Raw genomic sequence first — 14,702 nt, 5'->3', positions numbered from 1 at the left:
TTCGTTCACTATCCACCATAATCCCAGAATTATGCCAAACAGAACGATTTACAGATTTTCAAACTCGACAATAGTTTGCCTCTTTCGAAGCCCAAGGAAGTCTAAAAACTGACGGGCTGTATGAGTGATAACTTGAGTTGCAGGGATATCCGCTCTATCAAGCAGGTCACTGGCTTTTTCTAATATACCAATATCCACACAAAAATGGGCATCTGACCCCGTGGTAATGTAAGTGCCTACTTCCTTCGCAACTAACGCTATTTCGTAACAACGATCGACACTGCCGACTCGGCTATGACCCCTAAGCGAGCTGTTATTAATTTCAATCGCCACGTTATGTTCTTTGGCGCACGTTAATACTTTATGAAAATCGAAATCAAAGTTAGGGTTACCTAAATGACCCAATGCATCCACCCGACCACTCTTTATCACGTTAATTAACGTCTCAGTGTGAATGGATTTATCTTGAGGTGGGAATACGGGCTCATGAAAGCTCGCGATAACCCAATCTAACTTTTCATCTAGGGTTGGATTTATATCTACTTCACCAGATACATTCAGAATATTCGATTCAATCCCTCGAACAACACCAACGTCAGATAAAAAGCGAGGGAGAATTCGTTGATTAGCAAAGAACCAATAGTGAGGTGCTCCTGGCATCGTTTCTGCGTGATCAGTCGTACAAAAAATTTTCAATCCATTCTCATTTGCCACCTTCGCGTTCTCAATTAAGGTGCTATATGCATGTCCACTTGCATAGGTATGAGTATGTGTATCAACTTCAAACTTCATATCGCCTCACTCGCTTGTCTTATACGGGTTATTTCCAACAAGTGTAACAATAATTGTGGACATAGATCACTCTTTCTTCATCTTCTAACATGAAAAATTAATGACAGGAAACAAAGCCTCTGATGAAAGCTTACTAAATAGTGGACAGAACATAAAAAGAACGAATCGCTCATATAGAAAAAGCAAACACCTTTATAAAGAAGACTACCTATGCGTCAGGTGCCTTTTTCAGCTTAGGCTTATACCAAACACCTTTCATTTTTGGCCATAAAACTTGCAACACACTCGCCATTATAATAAGTGAAACACCAACCAGTTTTTCTTGTGTAAGTGTCTCGTTAAAAAACATCATTTGCCAAACTAAAGTGAAGATCAAATTTGTGAAGATCAATGGGGCCAACTGAGAGCTACTACCCACCAACTTATATGCCTTAGAGCGGAAAACTTGATTACTAATTATCACAAATGTAAGCAAAACGACAGCCAACCAAATAGCCCAATGGGTTACAGGTTCGGACATTACTTGGATATCCATATCGGATACGCCATACCACAAGGTTATCGGCAAAATAACAATTGAGCTAAATAGAAAACTCCACGCATTGACCGCGATAGCAGGCATATCCCCCTTAGTTGAGCGATATAGACTTAATTGAGATCCCGCATTAAATATCGCCGCACATAATCCAACCAACAACTCAGGCTTCAAAGCGATACTGCTTACATCCCCTGCTAACATTAGCACCCCAGAAAACGTGGCAACCAACCCTACCTTGGTTACAGTTTGAACCTTTACACCAAAAAGTATTTTCTCAAATATAGGGATAAACAAAGGTCCAGCCGCAAATAACACCACACTCTCTACCAATGTCAGAGTGTTTAGAGAATACAAAAAACACATCTGACAACCAGCAACGCACAAGGCGCGCATAATGAACGATTTTGTTAAGTTTTTCTGAGGAAACATAAATCGTGTTGTTGCCATCATAAACAGCATGAAAATAGCAGGAATAAATAGACGTAAAAAAACTAAAACAGCTAAACTAAACTGACCCGTTAAGTATTTCGCAATAACTCCGGATAATGAAAGACTTAGCGTAGATACAAGCATGAAAATGGTGGGTTTATATTCACTAGACATTCTACTCTCCTTTGATACGGGCATCTTAGAGAAGTGACGGCGAATAAAAAAGCGAGTATTATTAACCAAACCTGTTAGGAAAACTTACATATGCGTTCACTCATTCCATTGAAATCTATCTATGCATTTGTTGCTGTAGCTGAAACCGGCAGCATGACTAATGCCTCTGAGGTGCTTAACGTCAGCCACTCTGCTGTGAGTCAGGCAATAAAAAGCTTGGAAAACCAACTGGGTCAACCACTTTTTAAACGTATAGGTAGGCGTGTTGAACTCAACAGCCAAGGCAAACGCTATTACAAGAAAGTCGCACCAGCATTAGAGCAGATAGTCGATGCTTCTGAAGCAATGCAAAAGCCAATACATTCAAACCGAGTGACATTAAACATGAACAATTCACTCGCGGTTCATTGGTGGATACCTCGTATGCTTAGCTTTCAACAAACCGCACCGAATCTCGATGTAAGAATTTCCAATCTCGTTGGCCCATTTAACTTAGATAATGAGGGAGTAGATGTTGCTCTTATTCACGACCTTAAAGATGAGTGGCAGAATTATTATTGTGAAAAACTAGGGGATGATGAAATAATAATGGTCTGCAATCCAGATTTAGTTAGCAGCAAAGCAACTGTTGAGTCGCTGCTTAGCTCTTATCCGGCAATTTATGCCTCTAATCTCCGGCGCAAAAATGACTGGAACTATTGGTGCCAAGCTCACCAATTGCCCATTCCCAAACAAAGAAATAACTTAAGCTTTGTTGTTTCTGTACATGCTGTGCAGGCAGCGATTAGCAAGCTCGGTATATTTGTCACACATAGACAGTTTGTTAAAGATGATATTAGACTCGGCTTACTTGTAGAGGTAGGGGAACCGGTAAAACACCCTTCACAAAGTTTCTATTTTGTCTGCCAATCTGAAAAACTTAGGCTTGAAAGCGTGCTAACTTTGCGAAGCTGGCTTCGAAAAGAATTTGCGTAGAAAAACAGAGGCGTTAAAACTCTGTTTATTTAGCAGGCTCTCAATTACAGTATTAGAAAGGCAACGTAAACTCATAGTATTTAAAATAACGATAGGTTTTTATTATAGCCATTGACCAAACAGTAACGTCTAATTAATAAATTATCATTATTAATTCAAACAGAAAAGCCTACTAAAAACATCAACGGTAATATATATTAATTATCTATTATTCAGTTGTTATCAATATATATATTCTATCTGTATAATTATCGAACATATTTATCCTTAAGAAAATAAAATACAATAGTCGCCAAATGTTCATCTGACATTATAAAAGTTAATATTTCTTAACATATATCATTCACCATTATTATTAGCTAATCTCCTTCCACACAAAAAACAAAATAGGGCCTATGAGTGACAATGCAAGCTATTCTGTTATATTTATTCATTCGTCGCCTAGGTTGTTCTATTTATATTGATTTATGGTATTTTTTTGGTTTATCCTACAAACATTACTAAGACTATGGTTATTATTTTTTCATGATCCGAGTTATTCGAGATGTGCAGTTAATCAATATTAGACGTGAACTGCTCTTTCGCCTAGATGGTGAAGAGGTTCAGACAATCAAGTTCACGTCGCCAGAGTTCCGAGTTTTGGAGTATCTTATCAATCATGCAGGAGAAACAATAACCAAACAACAACTGATAATGGCTGGATGGGAAGGCCAACCCACAGGCGACAATTCTCTAACTGTGGTTATATCAAACTTACGTAAGAAAATAAAACATTCTACCGATTGGGATATTATCAATATTCCAAAAGTGGGTTACTGGCTCGATTGCTCAAATATAGAACAGACTAAAGAGAACGAAAATGCCAAGGCTGCTCTGCCGGCTAAAATAGAAATAAGACCTAGTATAGAGTACCTATTTCTATTTTTTCTTATCACGTCTAGCATTTTCCCAATTATTTATATCGCCAATAATTGGCTTTCGATAACGTGTAATTCAACTACTGTGATCACTGTTTGCTCGCTAGATAGAAATCTACTGAGTGATGTTACAGAGGAAATTCAACTTACTAGAGATGTCGAATCTAATTTTATATCTAAACATAATTTGGTTAATTTCAAATGATTGCTATTAAGAAACGAACGATCTGTCTATCCGTGGCACTACTTGTCTGGTCAGCATTGCTTCTATTTATTTCCCTAAGTTTTCTGAATGCTCTCGGATGTAAATACAAATTCACAAGTAAAAACAGTAATGGCACGAATATATATATCACCTGCAACAACGCCAAGGTAACAGTGGTAACTGAAGACATTGAAGGATCCGTTTGGCAGAGTGAGGGATTTCAATTCTCACTTTTTAATCAACTTGTTTATATCTATACCAGCTCTGAAAAGATATTTGATAGTCATACAGGTAATACAAAATTCGATACTACTCATGTACTATTTGATGATGGATTACCGAAGCATTTTTGGATCTATAGGTGGAATGCGGATAGTATCGTGATGTTAAGAGAACACCCAATATCAATGGCTTTAAAGGTTGATGTTGTTGGATTTACGGATTTCTCTGATCGATGGTTTTCAAATATAAACACGTCAAATTGACCTCGAAAATCAACCCATAAACGATTACTCTATAACAACAGACACCATGTCATTATACAAGTTATGTAAGGTAAGCTATTAAAACTGCATAAATCCGAGAGCGAATCAAATAACAAGATGAACAAGAAACCAGACAGATGCACCGCAATGTTAGAGCTGATACAACAGGTGAAAGATACCTTACCTTTGTATGAACCAGACACCTTTACCTGCGGAACAAAAAGCAACTGCACTGGTTGTCCTAAAAAACTTCTTGAACTAGTGGACTCAGAGCTCACTTACTGGGAATCAGCAATATCTCGCGGAATAACGCCACATTTTGACGATATTAGACAGTTTGGCAAGCTCTGCAAAAATGTTCGCCGAGGCTTAGTGAGAAACAACCTCATTGCATAACTAATTTTCGGTTCTATTTCTTTACATCTTCCTTCTACTTCACGCTGATAGATAATCAGTTAAGCTTCAGAAACCATTCATTTACTCTTTCTATCGTGTTGCTTGATTCTCGACTTAAAAGGTTTAAACAAGAGCATAACTAATGACGTACAAATCATTAATATTGGGATATATTTCGCGAATAACCGCTTTCAACTCAACAAGCGACATATTTTCTTGATGTGCATGAAATTCTGTCAAATCGTTGAATTTAATCGCAACTACCGAGACAATCTGCAATGTACAGAACCAACGGCCAGTCTCGAGAGTAGACACCTGAACAATTGAGTCTGAAGCATAATTTTTTTCAGACTCATCTCGAATTGTAATCGTCTTTTTACCTGACAAAATGTCAGTTTCAAAACGTTCGAAAAACGTCATCTCTGATAAACTCATTTATATTTCCTTACTTTGGTATTAAGGTCTGTTGATTTTTCGTGTTGTTAGCTAAATACAACCAATTTTAGAAACAAAAATAGCGCCATACTGACTATCGTCGTCCAAAGTACGTTCCTAGTTTTCCAGACCATGAAGGCAGCAAAGAGCGCACCCAACAGATAAGGATTGGTTGGAACAATAGACAACTCATCATCTTGGATAAAAACGATAGGCGCCCAAATGGCCGTTAATATTGCTGGGCTAGAATATGCTAACAACCTTTGAGTGGTTGTATTCAGTTTGATGGGTAATTTGGGTTCTAAAAAAAGATAACGGCTGACAAACACCAACCCTGCCATCGCGAATATAGAAAACAAAATCATAGCTTGTCCTCACTATTCTTATCTTTTCGCTTCTTATCATATAATTTGTCAACTCTACATAGCCGTTCACAAGCGAAGCCACTTAACATACCAAAAAGACTCGATACCATTAAGGCGCCTTCAATTTTCATATACTCCAATGCAACGGATAGAACCAACGCTACAATAACGGACATTAAAATAGGAATGTTTTTTATAGTAGGGACGACCAAAGCAATAAAGGTTGCGGCAACAGCAAACTCCAAACCCAATTGATCTAGATTTGGGATCTGACTTCCTGCTACGATTCCGACCAAGGTAGCAATATTCCAAACCAAATAGAAACTCAGCCCAGCGCCCAGAGCATACCAAGGTTTAAATCGTTCTGGTGTTTGGTTACCTACAACCGCAAACAGCTCATCTGTCAGTAAAAAACCCAACAATAACCGCCACTTAATCGACAGTGGTGCAATTTTACTCCGCATTGATACACTGTATAAAAAGTGTCGTGAAGTAATAAAAAACGTGGTTAAGAGCATGGTACTCACCCCAACACCCGCTTTAAACATCCCGACCGCAACCAACTGCGCAGAGCCAGCAAATAATATGGCCGAAAGCGCTTGTCCCTCAAAAGGTGTTAGTCCGACATCCATAGCAAACGAACCGACCAAAAAGCCCCATGGAATAACCGCCACCGAGAGTGGAAATATGGCTAATGCTCCCCGCCAGAAAAGACGTTTTCTAGCTATCACGCCTGACTACCTTCCACCCCTTCAATTAATGTGTCGAATTGAAGATTCCCACGTAATGACTCTAAATCGGGCTCTTCTGCGGCAAGTTCACGAATGGATGCACTGACTTGAATAGAGCGATGCAGATCATAGATAGCCTGTTCTTCTGCTCCTAAACGCGCATAGGAACAAGCCCTTTGGTATAACGCATGTGCATTGTTATCATCAACTTCAAGTACGCGATTACAAAGGCTCATAGCCCAGTGATATTCGCTCATTTCCATTGCCGCATCCGCTTTATGAGTCAACGCTTCTAAGTCACCTGGGCGAATGACTAGGATCTCATCGCAAACTTCCATTTTCTGCTCAGGCGTTTGAGCATTTTGAACTCGTAACCAAAGATTATGAACCTCATTGATGATCTCAATTTCTTGGTTATTTTCAGAAATAATACGGGTTTTACGTTTTAGATCTCTCTCTAATGCTAAAAATTTGGTTTCATACTCTTTGGCTAATTTATTCAAGCGCGCATCAGCCATCTCTTTGGTGCTTTGCTTGATCTCTTTTAATGACTGCCAGCCAACCAGTGCAATCAATGAGGCAACTCCAGCAATAATGTAGAAGAAATACGTTACCGTTACATTGGCATAATTCATGGATTTATCGGCAACTTCTAACTCTCGGTCCGTAATCTGAATAACTAACCTACGCTCCAGATCTTGCTGGTCTTGTCTAAGCGCTTTAAGCTCATCCAATATATAGCGCTCGACTAATGGACGTTCCAAAATGTCACTCTCAGAATACTTCTCTGCGGCAGAACCACTAAAAGAGATAAATAGAGCTATAAAAAGCACCAAAAAATTTTTCATCACAACCACAACCAAATTACGCGCATAAGAAGGCCTTACAATAGGAGGTAAACTCCATCCTTTCAAGTAGTAAAAAACACAACATACATTTAAAGTGTTATTTCCACTTTTCTCGGCTCGCAACTGCACGAGAATAGCTTCCATCACGTAAAAGATAAAAAGGCGTCCCCTAAGGAACGCCTTTAAGCGACTGAATTGTCGTTATTATTGAGTCGCTTCTTCACACACCTTTTTCTGTATCGCAGGGGGGGCAATCTCATAGTGACTCAATGTCATATCAAAACGGCCTTCTCCCCCTGTAATAGCGCGAATACGGCGCGAATACTCTTGTAGTTCATTTATAGGCGACTTCGCTTTAAGAAGGGTAAAATTATTCGCTTCAGGCCGGCTTCCCTCTATTAATCCTCGATTACCCGAAAGGTCTCCAGACACATCCCCAACGCAGTGTGTAGGGATATGAATATCCAATTGCACAATGGGTTCTAACACAATGGGCTCAGCATTACTGACTGCATCTAAAAACGCCTTTTTACCCGCAATAACGAAGGCGATCTCTTTAGAATCGACCGAATGATACTTTCCATCATATACCGTTACTTCAATATCCTTAATCGGATTCCCGGAAATCGCACCCTCATCGATAGCTTGACGCACGCCTTTTTCTACTGCCGGGATGAGAGAAGTAGGGATTGCACCACCAACGACTTTATTCACAAATTTAAAGCCCGCCCCTCGAGGTAGAGGGCAAACCTTAAGCTGAACCTCTCCAAACTGCCCAGCCCCACCACTTTGCTTCTTATGGCGATACATTCCTTCTGCTGGTTTTGTTACGGTTTCAAAATATTCAACACTGGGTTGACTGGTTTCTACCTCTAGTTTATAAACCATGGCCATTTTCTCTAAGGCCACTTTTAGATGGAATTCACCCTGACCACTGATTAATGTTTCGTTTGTTCTTACTCGGTGTTCTATTCGCAAAGACGGATCTTCCGCAGAAATACGATTCAATATTTCAGATATTTTTTTCTCATCTCCACGCTTTTTAGGCGTCACGGCTAAACTATACATGGACCGCGGAAATGTCAGCGTACGCATATGTATGCCATCTTCTTCGTGTGAATCATGGATCACAGAATCGAAATGCAGGTCATCCACTTTGGCTAACACACAGTAGTCTCCAGCAATGGCTTTTTGGATCTCTCTTCGTTGTTTGCCTTGTAACTGATAAAGATGCCCAACTTTGAACGCCTTATTATTTTCACCAATGTAGAGTTGGCTACCTGCATTTATCTCACCTTGAAATAGGCGAACATAAGCCAGTTTTCCCATATAAGGATCCACGCTAACTTTGTATACATGCGCGACACTATGCTCTAAAGACTCACAGTTCACTTGAACTTGCTTGCCTTTTTTTTCTAACAACGGCGGGTTACCCTCGTTAGGCATTGGCATAATTTCAGCGAGCGTTTTTAGCAATAGGTCAACTCCAGCCCCCGTATCAGAAGAGACAAAGCAGATTGGAATAACGTGACCAGTTCTTAATGACTCTTCAAATGGGTCATGCAATTGATTAGGGTTGAGTTCAGAGCCCTGTTCCAAGTAGATTCCCATTAGATCTTCGTCGACTTCTATCACTTGATCAATCAAGCGTTCATGAGCCGCTGTCACATCATCAATAAGCGTCGCTTTTTCATATTCTGGGGAAAAATAGCAATCAACTACTGAGGTACCATCTTCAGAAGGCAAATTAATGGGCAAACAAGCATCACCAAAATGCTCTGCAATATTGGCCATTAGTTCAACGATTTTGTTGGCGTTTAAGTCGATTTTATTTACCACGATCATTTGGCACTTTTTTTGTTCTTTAGCAAAAGTAAATAATCTATCGGACACTTGGTTTAAAGGGGTATTTGCATCGAGTACAAGCGCCGTAGATTCAACAGCAGGAAAGATACTATAGGTCCGGCCCAGTAGCTCTGCCTGCCCGGGAGTATCGATGTAGTTCATACGATGATTGTTCCAACACAACGAAACCGGGGTCGCTTCTATACTGTGCTTGTATTGAATGGACAGTGGGTCAAAATCGGTGACCGTATCCCCCTTATCAACAAAACCAAGCGAATTAATGGTTTTTGATTCAAAAAGAAGACGCTCAATAAGACTTGTTTTACCGGTACCAGTTTGACCTATAAAAGCGATATTACGGATTTTATTTATGGGCATGATGAACTCCTAAAATTTCGTGAACAGTTTTTAAAACAAAAACATCTTCGGAGCTGGCGGTCTCACCGCCTACTCGTCTTCCACGTCATTTTTCGGATAGCCATATACAAAGTTGATCCTTTAACTCGGTTACCTATAACTAGCTTGAACCCATTCCCTTAAAAATAATGTGACTTAATTCATAGCTGTAACAACGCTGCAAGACCAAACCACTAATCTGTCACCCGAGTAGAGCGAGGAATAAACCGATTAAGACGATCTAGGTCTCTATTTTTTGAAAACACCGCCTCTAGTTCCAGTTGAATACCCATATTTAATTTATGATCCAATTCCCGGGGAGCATCGACTTGTGGTGTAAGAGAGAGGTAAAGCCAATTACTGTAGATTTTTTGGCGCCAGGATGCGGATACCCACGAATTAGCGACTTCATCTGCCTGATTTGGCTCAATACTAACGCCTGTGGAATATTCCAATAAATGATTGTTACTCAGACGATCGAAATACTTAAGTTGAAATAATAGTTCCCAATTATCATCCTCATAAATATATTGCGCACTTGATCCTACTTTAAAAATCTTAGAATCATTTTCCGTTAAGGCGTGATAAAAGTTCAATTCGGTCAATGAACCAGATCCTAACGAGTGATAATAAAATACGTCTTGTTTAAACTGTGCTGTCCAGCTTTGAGAGAAATCTTCAACTCTACGAAGTTCAGCCCTTACGAATGGATCAAAAGGCAAACGTATTTTGACACCCAAATCAAGATTAGTACGCCAGTTGTTAAGCTCTTCGTCTTGTAATCGAACGCCTCCTATCGCGCCATCAATGCTATTTTTTGACGCATCTGACGTTAAGCCTCTTTGCTTACTTTCTAAAGAATCATAGTCGTCTGGGTCGGTTTCTAAGATTATATTCCAATTGTTTTTTACGTGAGGTAAATCAATACGAATAGAAATGCTCTCATCGGAGTTAAAATAGCCATAATGGCTATATTCTGAACGATACTTAATTTTGAAATAACTCTTATTGGTCAAGGCTTCTTCATCATCTTGCTTCGCCAAACCTTGATCCAAAAAAGCACTAAAGTCATGCACAGTCTCAGAGAAGTAATCTTCTGTATCATCAATCCAGGAGTTCCCGTCTTGATAAGAAAAATCAGTCGATAATTCTTGATGATCTTGTTCAGCTGATAACATGGTTATATCCATGTTTTGTGAAGACTGACCATGAACTTCAGGTGCGAGGAATAAAATTGACATCGTAAGAATAAATCGGTGACCGATGTTCTGTCGCCCCATCACCTTTGGACAGAATAGAATTTCATTGTTATCACTAGTACATTCTAATATCTTCAATATCTCTTTTCTTTTTTTGTTATTATTTTTTAATTATAGATGATTTGTACACAAAGCTATTGTTTACCGACGATTTACTCCGTACTCTTTTGATTCGTACATCGGTAACGACGCTTTTTATCGAACTGAGAATTAATAGTTATTGGACCTGTTCTAACAACTCATCTAGATTTAGTACTATCACTCATTCATAACTCAACTGATTATTTTATTGTATGCTAACTAAAACATTGTCAATTTGTATCGCATCTATTGCTTCATTATTCCCTATTTTCTCTCAAGCAATGGCAGGGGCGAATGGAGAGTTTACTGTTGGTCTGGGCCCAGTACCACTCGGAGACGTGGTGATGACTTCACATTGCAATGAAGACGTCTGTAACTATGAGACTCGGGTTAAAGGTTCTTTTATGTTTATTGGTGCCAAAATCAACGAAAAAGGCACATACAAAAAAATTGATAGGCAAGTCGTTCCCGTCACCACTCAGTATGCCGAAAAAATAGGGTCAAAGAAGAGAGCCTTTACCTATGATTTTTTAACACGAAAAATAAAAAATAAAAAAAATAATAAACAAACTGACATGCCTGACAATGTTTACCCTTTTATGCCTTTAATCAATCAAGTTATTCTCGATCTACGCTCTGGTGGGCCAAGGGAATACTATGAGTTTCTTTCTAAACAAAAAATAAAGCGTGCCACTATTACGGCTTACACCAAAAAATTGACGAAAAATGGCACTCTCCACCATTTTGTTGGTAAAGGGAAAGATGACGAGCTGGAGTTTTTTTTCCTTGAACAAGGTGGCAATATTGGGCTAGAAAAAATCGCCTTTGGTAGCTTCCATATGTCTAGGAAATAGTCACGCAGCGCAATGACAACACGGTCATATTCAACGGTCTTTTCTGCCATTTAACGTTTCTGTGAAAAACCATAAGTTATTGTTAACTATGTCCAACTTTTTCATCTAACAATGCTAAACTTGCTTTGCTAATCAGCTAAAACAATTTGGGGATACGAACAAATGATCAACTTAGCCGTCATTGGAACCAACTGGATATCAGAAAAATTCGTCGAAGCCGCTAGGCAAAGCAATCAGTTCACATTGACTGCCGTTTATTCACGTCAATTAGAGAGCGCTCACAGTTTCGCAAAAGAACATCAAGCCCCTGATTGCAACTTCTACAATAGCTTAGAAGAACTCGGTGCGGATAAAAGCATTGACGCAGTCTACATAGCCTCACCTAATAGTTTGCACTGCGAACAGGCCATTTTGATGATGGAACATGGGAAACATGTCATTTGTGAGAAGCCTATTGCTTCCAATATAAACGAAGCAAACCAGATGTATGACGCGGCAGAAAAATGTAATGTCATTCTTTTTGAGGCGTTTAAGACCGAATTTTTACCCAACTTTGAAGAGCTCAAAATGAGCCTTGCCGCAATAGGCAAACTGCGCAGCGTTCATTTAAGCTACTGCCAATATTCGTCTCGCTACCAAAAGTACCTCAATGGTGAGAATCCAAATACATTTAACCCAAAATATTCTAACGGTTCAATTATGGACATCGGTTATTACAACGTTGCCGCCGCCGTCTCGCTCTTTGGTAAACCAGATGCCATTCAAGCCAGCGCAAAACTGCTAGAGTCTGGCGTTGATGCTCATGGAACCGTTATCCTTGAATACCCTAACTTCATCGTATCCATTCAACATTCAAAAGTGTCTGACGGCAATATTGCCAGCGAGTTACAAGGTGACGAAGGGGTAATTTTAATCAATCACCTATCCGAATGTAACGGGTTTACCATCCAAAAAACCGATTCAAACCCGCAAACCGTTCACGTCGGACAGGAAGAAAATTCGATGATCTACGAAGCCATCGCCTTTGCAGAACAGATCCGCGATGGTTCGATGAATTACGCCTACGTACAACGTTCGTTAGAAGTAGCCGAAGTCATCACTGAAATACGTAAGCAAACTGGCGTCGTTTTTCCAGCTGACAAATAGGCCGGCGGATATATGATCGGGTCAATGGAGAGTTTAGATAACGAAAAGTTGACCCGATAAACGGCATAACGGTATGGTAGCGATGAAAAAACAGATACTCATATTTGGCGGCTTAGGTAACCCAGAACATTCAGTCATAAAGCTCTATCGAGAACTTATGATAGAGTTATATTCGCGTTACTCATTAATCGCTATCGATCCAACTCCAGATCATGAAAGTGCACGAAAAGAGCTAAACAGCCAAACGGGTATTGCCTACCACCAGAGCTATTCATCCTTTGATAGTTATTCAAGGTCTTGGGGGGTACATACCCTTTCCGCCGTTTTTATTTTAACACCGGTAATCTACCATTTAGATATCTTAAAACAGCTAAAATCCACTGTTTCCGACAGTGATTGTCTTATCGTAATTGAAAAACCGTCTTTTTCTCTGAACGAGATTGAACAAGGTTTTAACCAAATATCTAAAGAGATGAAGGAACATGGTAATCGGTTTTACTTCATCGATACTGCAATGGTTACTCCCCCTTTAATCGACTTCACAACCAATCCGGATATCCCACACAATACAATACCCAACAAGATCATCGCTGTCGGTGTCGACAACCCAATCAATCCTCACCCTTCAATAAAGGAATTTGGATTCAACAACAAGATAGCCGCTCTTAATGAGAGGCAACTTCTTAATTTGGCCACCAGTGGCGGAGCTGGATTTGGCCTCGATATGGGTATACATGCTATCGCAGGATTCATGATGCTTCTAGAGAAGTTACCCATTTCAGTCACCAAAATTACGTTGGATAACGTAATTTTGGAAGCTCTCCATCGCCCCGACCTGATGAGGGACCGCAACGCCGAAACGTATATGCTTTGTGCTGGCAATATTATGTCTGCTGAAGCCGAGATAGCGTTTGTCATTGAGGGTGGAAAAGGAACGGATACTTGGGACCGTCGCCTAGAGCTTTATTATGATAACTGTGTTGTCGTGCTGGGATTCGGTACACTCAGACATAATCCGTATATCTGTTCATTTTCAGACGCCATAATCCATCGAAATGAATACAAGGTTCATCACTCTGGTTATGTTCAACATTTTATCGATATTAGGAGCTTGCTTGGTTTAGGTCAGACAGAAGCGCTGGTAAGCCCAGAGTTAAGCGAAAAGATTATGCGTAACTCAATGATGTTGATTAGGGATATCTATCAATTTGCATCGAATTCAACCACTCAAATTCGAAACATAAATATAGTTAATAAACATGAAAATACATTACTTAACACACAAGAAACTCATATTAGAGCACAGCTAAATCAAATGTTAGAAGCAACACTGTGACTCTATTCATCCCATCTACATTTATCCGGAAGCAAACATTCCTAAGCATCTAAAACTGCTCGGTAGCAAGCATCACTAAAGTACACCCTTCAACAACTTCGATGCCCCGTTTGGCCGCTTGAGTCATCAAATTTTGATTCTCAGTTCCTGGATTCAGGATAATACGTTTCGGTGACAACGACAGTATTGGCTCAATCATTGGTTCTAAACGCTGTGCGCCGACATAAAGCGTCAATGTATGCACATTTTCGGATAACCCATCTAGTGTATCTACGAGTTCTATCTGGGAGAGACTTATTTTTTTAGGTGATATACCAGCTAAATTTGTAAATCCATTCTCAAGCAGTTTTTGGTACGCCTTAAAACTGTACCGTTCGGCTTTATCAGAGATGCCTAAAATTGCAATCTTCTCGCTAGTATCAGTAATCATTAATACTGTTCCTTATTATTCAGTGACGGTGGCTATATCGTTTATAGCATTTGCCAATAACAGCT

General features: G+C 39.6%; 16 protein-coding genes. 7 read left to right on the top strand and 9 right to left on the bottom strand.

Going from position 1 to position 14,702, the window contains the following annotated elements; all coding sequences use genetic code 11:
- Positions 1-48: 48 nt before the first annotated feature.
- Together L3V77_RS21965 and L3V77_RS21960 are read right to left on the bottom strand one after the other, a co-directional pair.
- Complete coding sequence (locus tag L3V77_RS21965; RefSeq protein WP_275136952.1) at positions 49-792, bottom strand: phosphatase; 744 nt, start codon at positions 790-792, stop codon at positions 49-51.
- A 208-nt stretch (positions 793-1,000) separates the two neighbouring features.
- Positions 1,001-1,933 (bottom strand): DMT family transporter, encoded by a 933-nt coding sequence (locus L3V77_RS21960; RefSeq protein ID WP_275136951.1) that lies wholly within the window; start codon positions 1,931-1,933, stop codon positions 1,001-1,003.
- 90 nt (positions 1,934-2,023) lie between these two features.
- On the opposite strand from L3V77_RS21960, the gene L3V77_RS21955 reads away from it, so the two are divergent.
- From L3V77_RS21955 to L3V77_RS21940, 4 genes are all read left to right on the top strand, one after another.
- Positions 2,024-2,908 carry a LysR family transcriptional regulator gene (locus tag L3V77_RS21955; protein ID WP_275136950.1) on the top strand — a complete coding sequence of 295 codons (885 nt, stop codon included), beginning with the start codon at positions 2,024-2,026 and terminating at the stop codon, positions 2,906-2,908.
- Positions 2,909-3,433: 525 nt separating this feature from the next.
- Positions 3,434-4,030 carry a helix-turn-helix domain-containing protein gene (locus L3V77_RS21950; protein ID WP_275136949.1) on the top strand — a complete coding sequence of 199 codons (597 nt, stop codon included), beginning with the start codon at positions 3,434-3,436 and terminating at the stop codon, positions 4,028-4,030.
- Complete coding sequence (locus tag L3V77_RS21945) at positions 4,027-4,515, top strand: hypothetical protein (RefSeq protein ID WP_275136948.1); 489 nt, start codon at positions 4,027-4,029, stop codon at positions 4,513-4,515. Before L3V77_RS21950 ends, L3V77_RS21945 begins: the two co-directional genes overlap by 4 nt.
- A gap of 117 nt (positions 4,516-4,632) precedes the next feature.
- Entirely contained in the window at positions 4,633-4,911 is a 279-nt protein-coding gene (locus tag L3V77_RS21940; RefSeq protein WP_275136947.1) for a hypothetical protein, read from the top strand.
- A gap of 123 nt (positions 4,912-5,034) precedes the next feature.
- Here the strand turns inward: L3V77_RS21940 and yqfB are convergent, their stop codons facing one another.
- From yqfB to L3V77_RS21910, 6 genes are all read right to left on the bottom strand, one after another.
- A complete protein-coding gene (gene yqfB, locus L3V77_RS21935; RefSeq protein ID WP_275136946.1) occupies positions 5,035-5,346 on the bottom strand; it encodes a N(4)-acetylcytidine aminohydrolase in 312 nt (103 codons plus the stop codon).
- 47 nt (positions 5,347-5,393) lie between these two features.
- Positions 5,394-5,711 (bottom strand): AzlD domain-containing protein, encoded by a 318-nt coding sequence (locus L3V77_RS21930; protein WP_275136945.1) that lies wholly within the window; start codon positions 5,709-5,711, stop codon positions 5,394-5,396.
- Positions 5,708-6,442: an AzlC family ABC transporter permease gene (locus L3V77_RS21925; RefSeq protein WP_275136944.1), complete on the bottom strand. Its 735-nt coding sequence runs from the start codon at positions 6,440-6,442 to the stop codon at positions 5,708-5,710. Before L3V77_RS21925 ends, L3V77_RS21930 begins: the two co-directional genes overlap by 4 nt.
- On the bottom strand, positions 6,439-7,293 hold the full coding sequence (locus tag L3V77_RS21920; RefSeq protein ID WP_275136943.1) for an alkyl sulfatase dimerization domain-containing protein: 855 nt from the start codon (positions 7,291-7,293) through the stop codon (positions 6,439-6,441). Before L3V77_RS21920 ends, L3V77_RS21925 begins: the two co-directional genes overlap by 4 nt.
- Before the next feature lie 201 nt (positions 7,294-7,494).
- On the bottom strand, positions 7,495-9,513 hold the full coding sequence (fusA, locus tag L3V77_RS21915) for an elongation factor G (protein WP_275136942.1): 2,019 nt from the start codon (positions 9,511-9,513) through the stop codon (positions 7,495-7,497).
- 212 nt (positions 9,514-9,725) lie between these two features.
- Positions 9,726-10,709, bottom strand: a complete 984-nt coding sequence (locus L3V77_RS21910; protein ID WP_275136941.1) for a hypothetical protein — start codon at positions 10,707-10,709, stop codon at positions 9,726-9,728.
- A gap of 374 nt (positions 10,710-11,083) precedes the next feature.
- Between L3V77_RS21910 and L3V77_RS21905 the strand changes: the two genes are divergently transcribed.
- The 3 genes from L3V77_RS21905 (at position 11,084) to L3V77_RS21895 (ending at position 14,207) form a co-directional block, all read left to right on the top strand.
- Positions 11,084-11,725: a hypothetical protein gene (locus L3V77_RS21905; RefSeq protein WP_275136940.1), complete on the top strand. Its 642-nt coding sequence runs from the start codon at positions 11,084-11,086 to the stop codon at positions 11,723-11,725.
- A gap of 162 nt (positions 11,726-11,887) precedes the next feature.
- Positions 11,888-12,871, top strand: coding sequence for a Gfo/Idh/MocA family oxidoreductase (locus L3V77_RS21900; protein WP_275136939.1), 984 nt, complete (start codon positions 11,888-11,890; stop codon positions 12,869-12,871).
- An 82-nt stretch (positions 12,872-12,953) separates the two neighbouring features.
- Complete coding sequence (locus tag L3V77_RS21895) at positions 12,954-14,207, top strand: hypothetical protein (protein ID WP_275136938.1); 1,254 nt, start codon at positions 12,954-12,956, stop codon at positions 14,205-14,207.
- Between the two features lie 49 nt (positions 14,208-14,256).
- Here L3V77_RS21895 and L3V77_RS21890 read toward each other — a convergent pair whose 3' ends face one another.
- Positions 14,257-14,637, bottom strand: coding sequence for a CoA-binding protein (locus tag L3V77_RS21890; protein ID WP_275136937.1), 381 nt, complete (start codon positions 14,635-14,637; stop codon positions 14,257-14,259).
- Between the last annotated feature and the right edge of the window lie 65 nt (positions 14,638-14,702).

This window comes from Vibrio sp. DW001 (assembly GCF_029016285.1).
In the GTDB taxonomy this organism is placed as follows: domain Bacteria; phylum Pseudomonadota; class Gammaproteobacteria; order Enterobacterales; family Vibrionaceae; genus Vibrio.
The sequence above is the reverse complement of the archived record's forward strand: the minus strand, read 5'-3'. Positions and strand labels throughout refer to the sequence as shown.

Coding starts and splice junctions, on each gene's coding strand:
- L3V77_RS21965 (WP_275136952.1), bottom strand. CDS start 792: ATGAAGTTTGAAGTTGATACACATACTCATACCTATGCAAGTGGACAT.
- L3V77_RS21960 (WP_275136951.1), bottom strand. CDS start 1,933: ATGTCTAGTGAATATAAACCCACCATTTTCATGCTTGTATCTACGCTA.
- L3V77_RS21955 (WP_275136950.1), top strand. CDS start 2,024: ATGCGTTCACTCATTCCATTGAAATCTATCTATGCATTTGTTGCTGTA.
- L3V77_RS21950 (WP_275136949.1), top strand. CDS start 3,434: ATGATCCGAGTTATTCGAGATGTGCAGTTAATCAATATTAGACGTGAA.
- L3V77_RS21945 (WP_275136948.1), top strand. CDS start 4,027: ATGATTGCTATTAAGAAACGAACGATCTGTCTATCCGTGGCACTACTT.
- L3V77_RS21940 (WP_275136947.1), top strand. CDS start 4,633: ATGAACAAGAAACCAGACAGATGCACCGCAATGTTAGAGCTGATACAA.
- yqfB (WP_275136946.1), bottom strand. CDS start 5,346: ATGAGTTTATCAGAGATGACGTTTTTCGAACGTTTTGAAACTGACATT.
- L3V77_RS21930 (WP_275136945.1), bottom strand. CDS start 5,711: ATGATTTTGTTTTCTATATTCGCGATGGCAGGGTTGGTGTTTGTCAGC.
- fusA (WP_275136942.1), bottom strand. CDS start 9,513: ATGCCCATAAATAAAATCCGTAATATCGCTTTTATAGGTCAAACTGGT.
- L3V77_RS21910 (WP_275136941.1), bottom strand. CDS start 10,709: ATGTTATCAGCTGAACAAGATCATCAAGAATTATCGACTGATTTTTCT.
- L3V77_RS21905 (WP_275136940.1), top strand. CDS start 11,084: ATGCTAACTAAAACATTGTCAATTTGTATCGCATCTATTGCTTCATTA.
- L3V77_RS21900 (WP_275136939.1), top strand. CDS start 11,888: ATGATCAACTTAGCCGTCATTGGAACCAACTGGATATCAGAAAAATTC.
- L3V77_RS21895 (WP_275136938.1), top strand. CDS start 12,954: ATGAAAAAACAGATACTCATATTTGGCGGCTTAGGTAACCCAGAACAT.
- L3V77_RS21890 (WP_275136937.1), bottom strand. CDS start 14,637: ATGATTACTGATACTAGCGAGAAGATTGCAATTTTAGGCATCTCTGAT.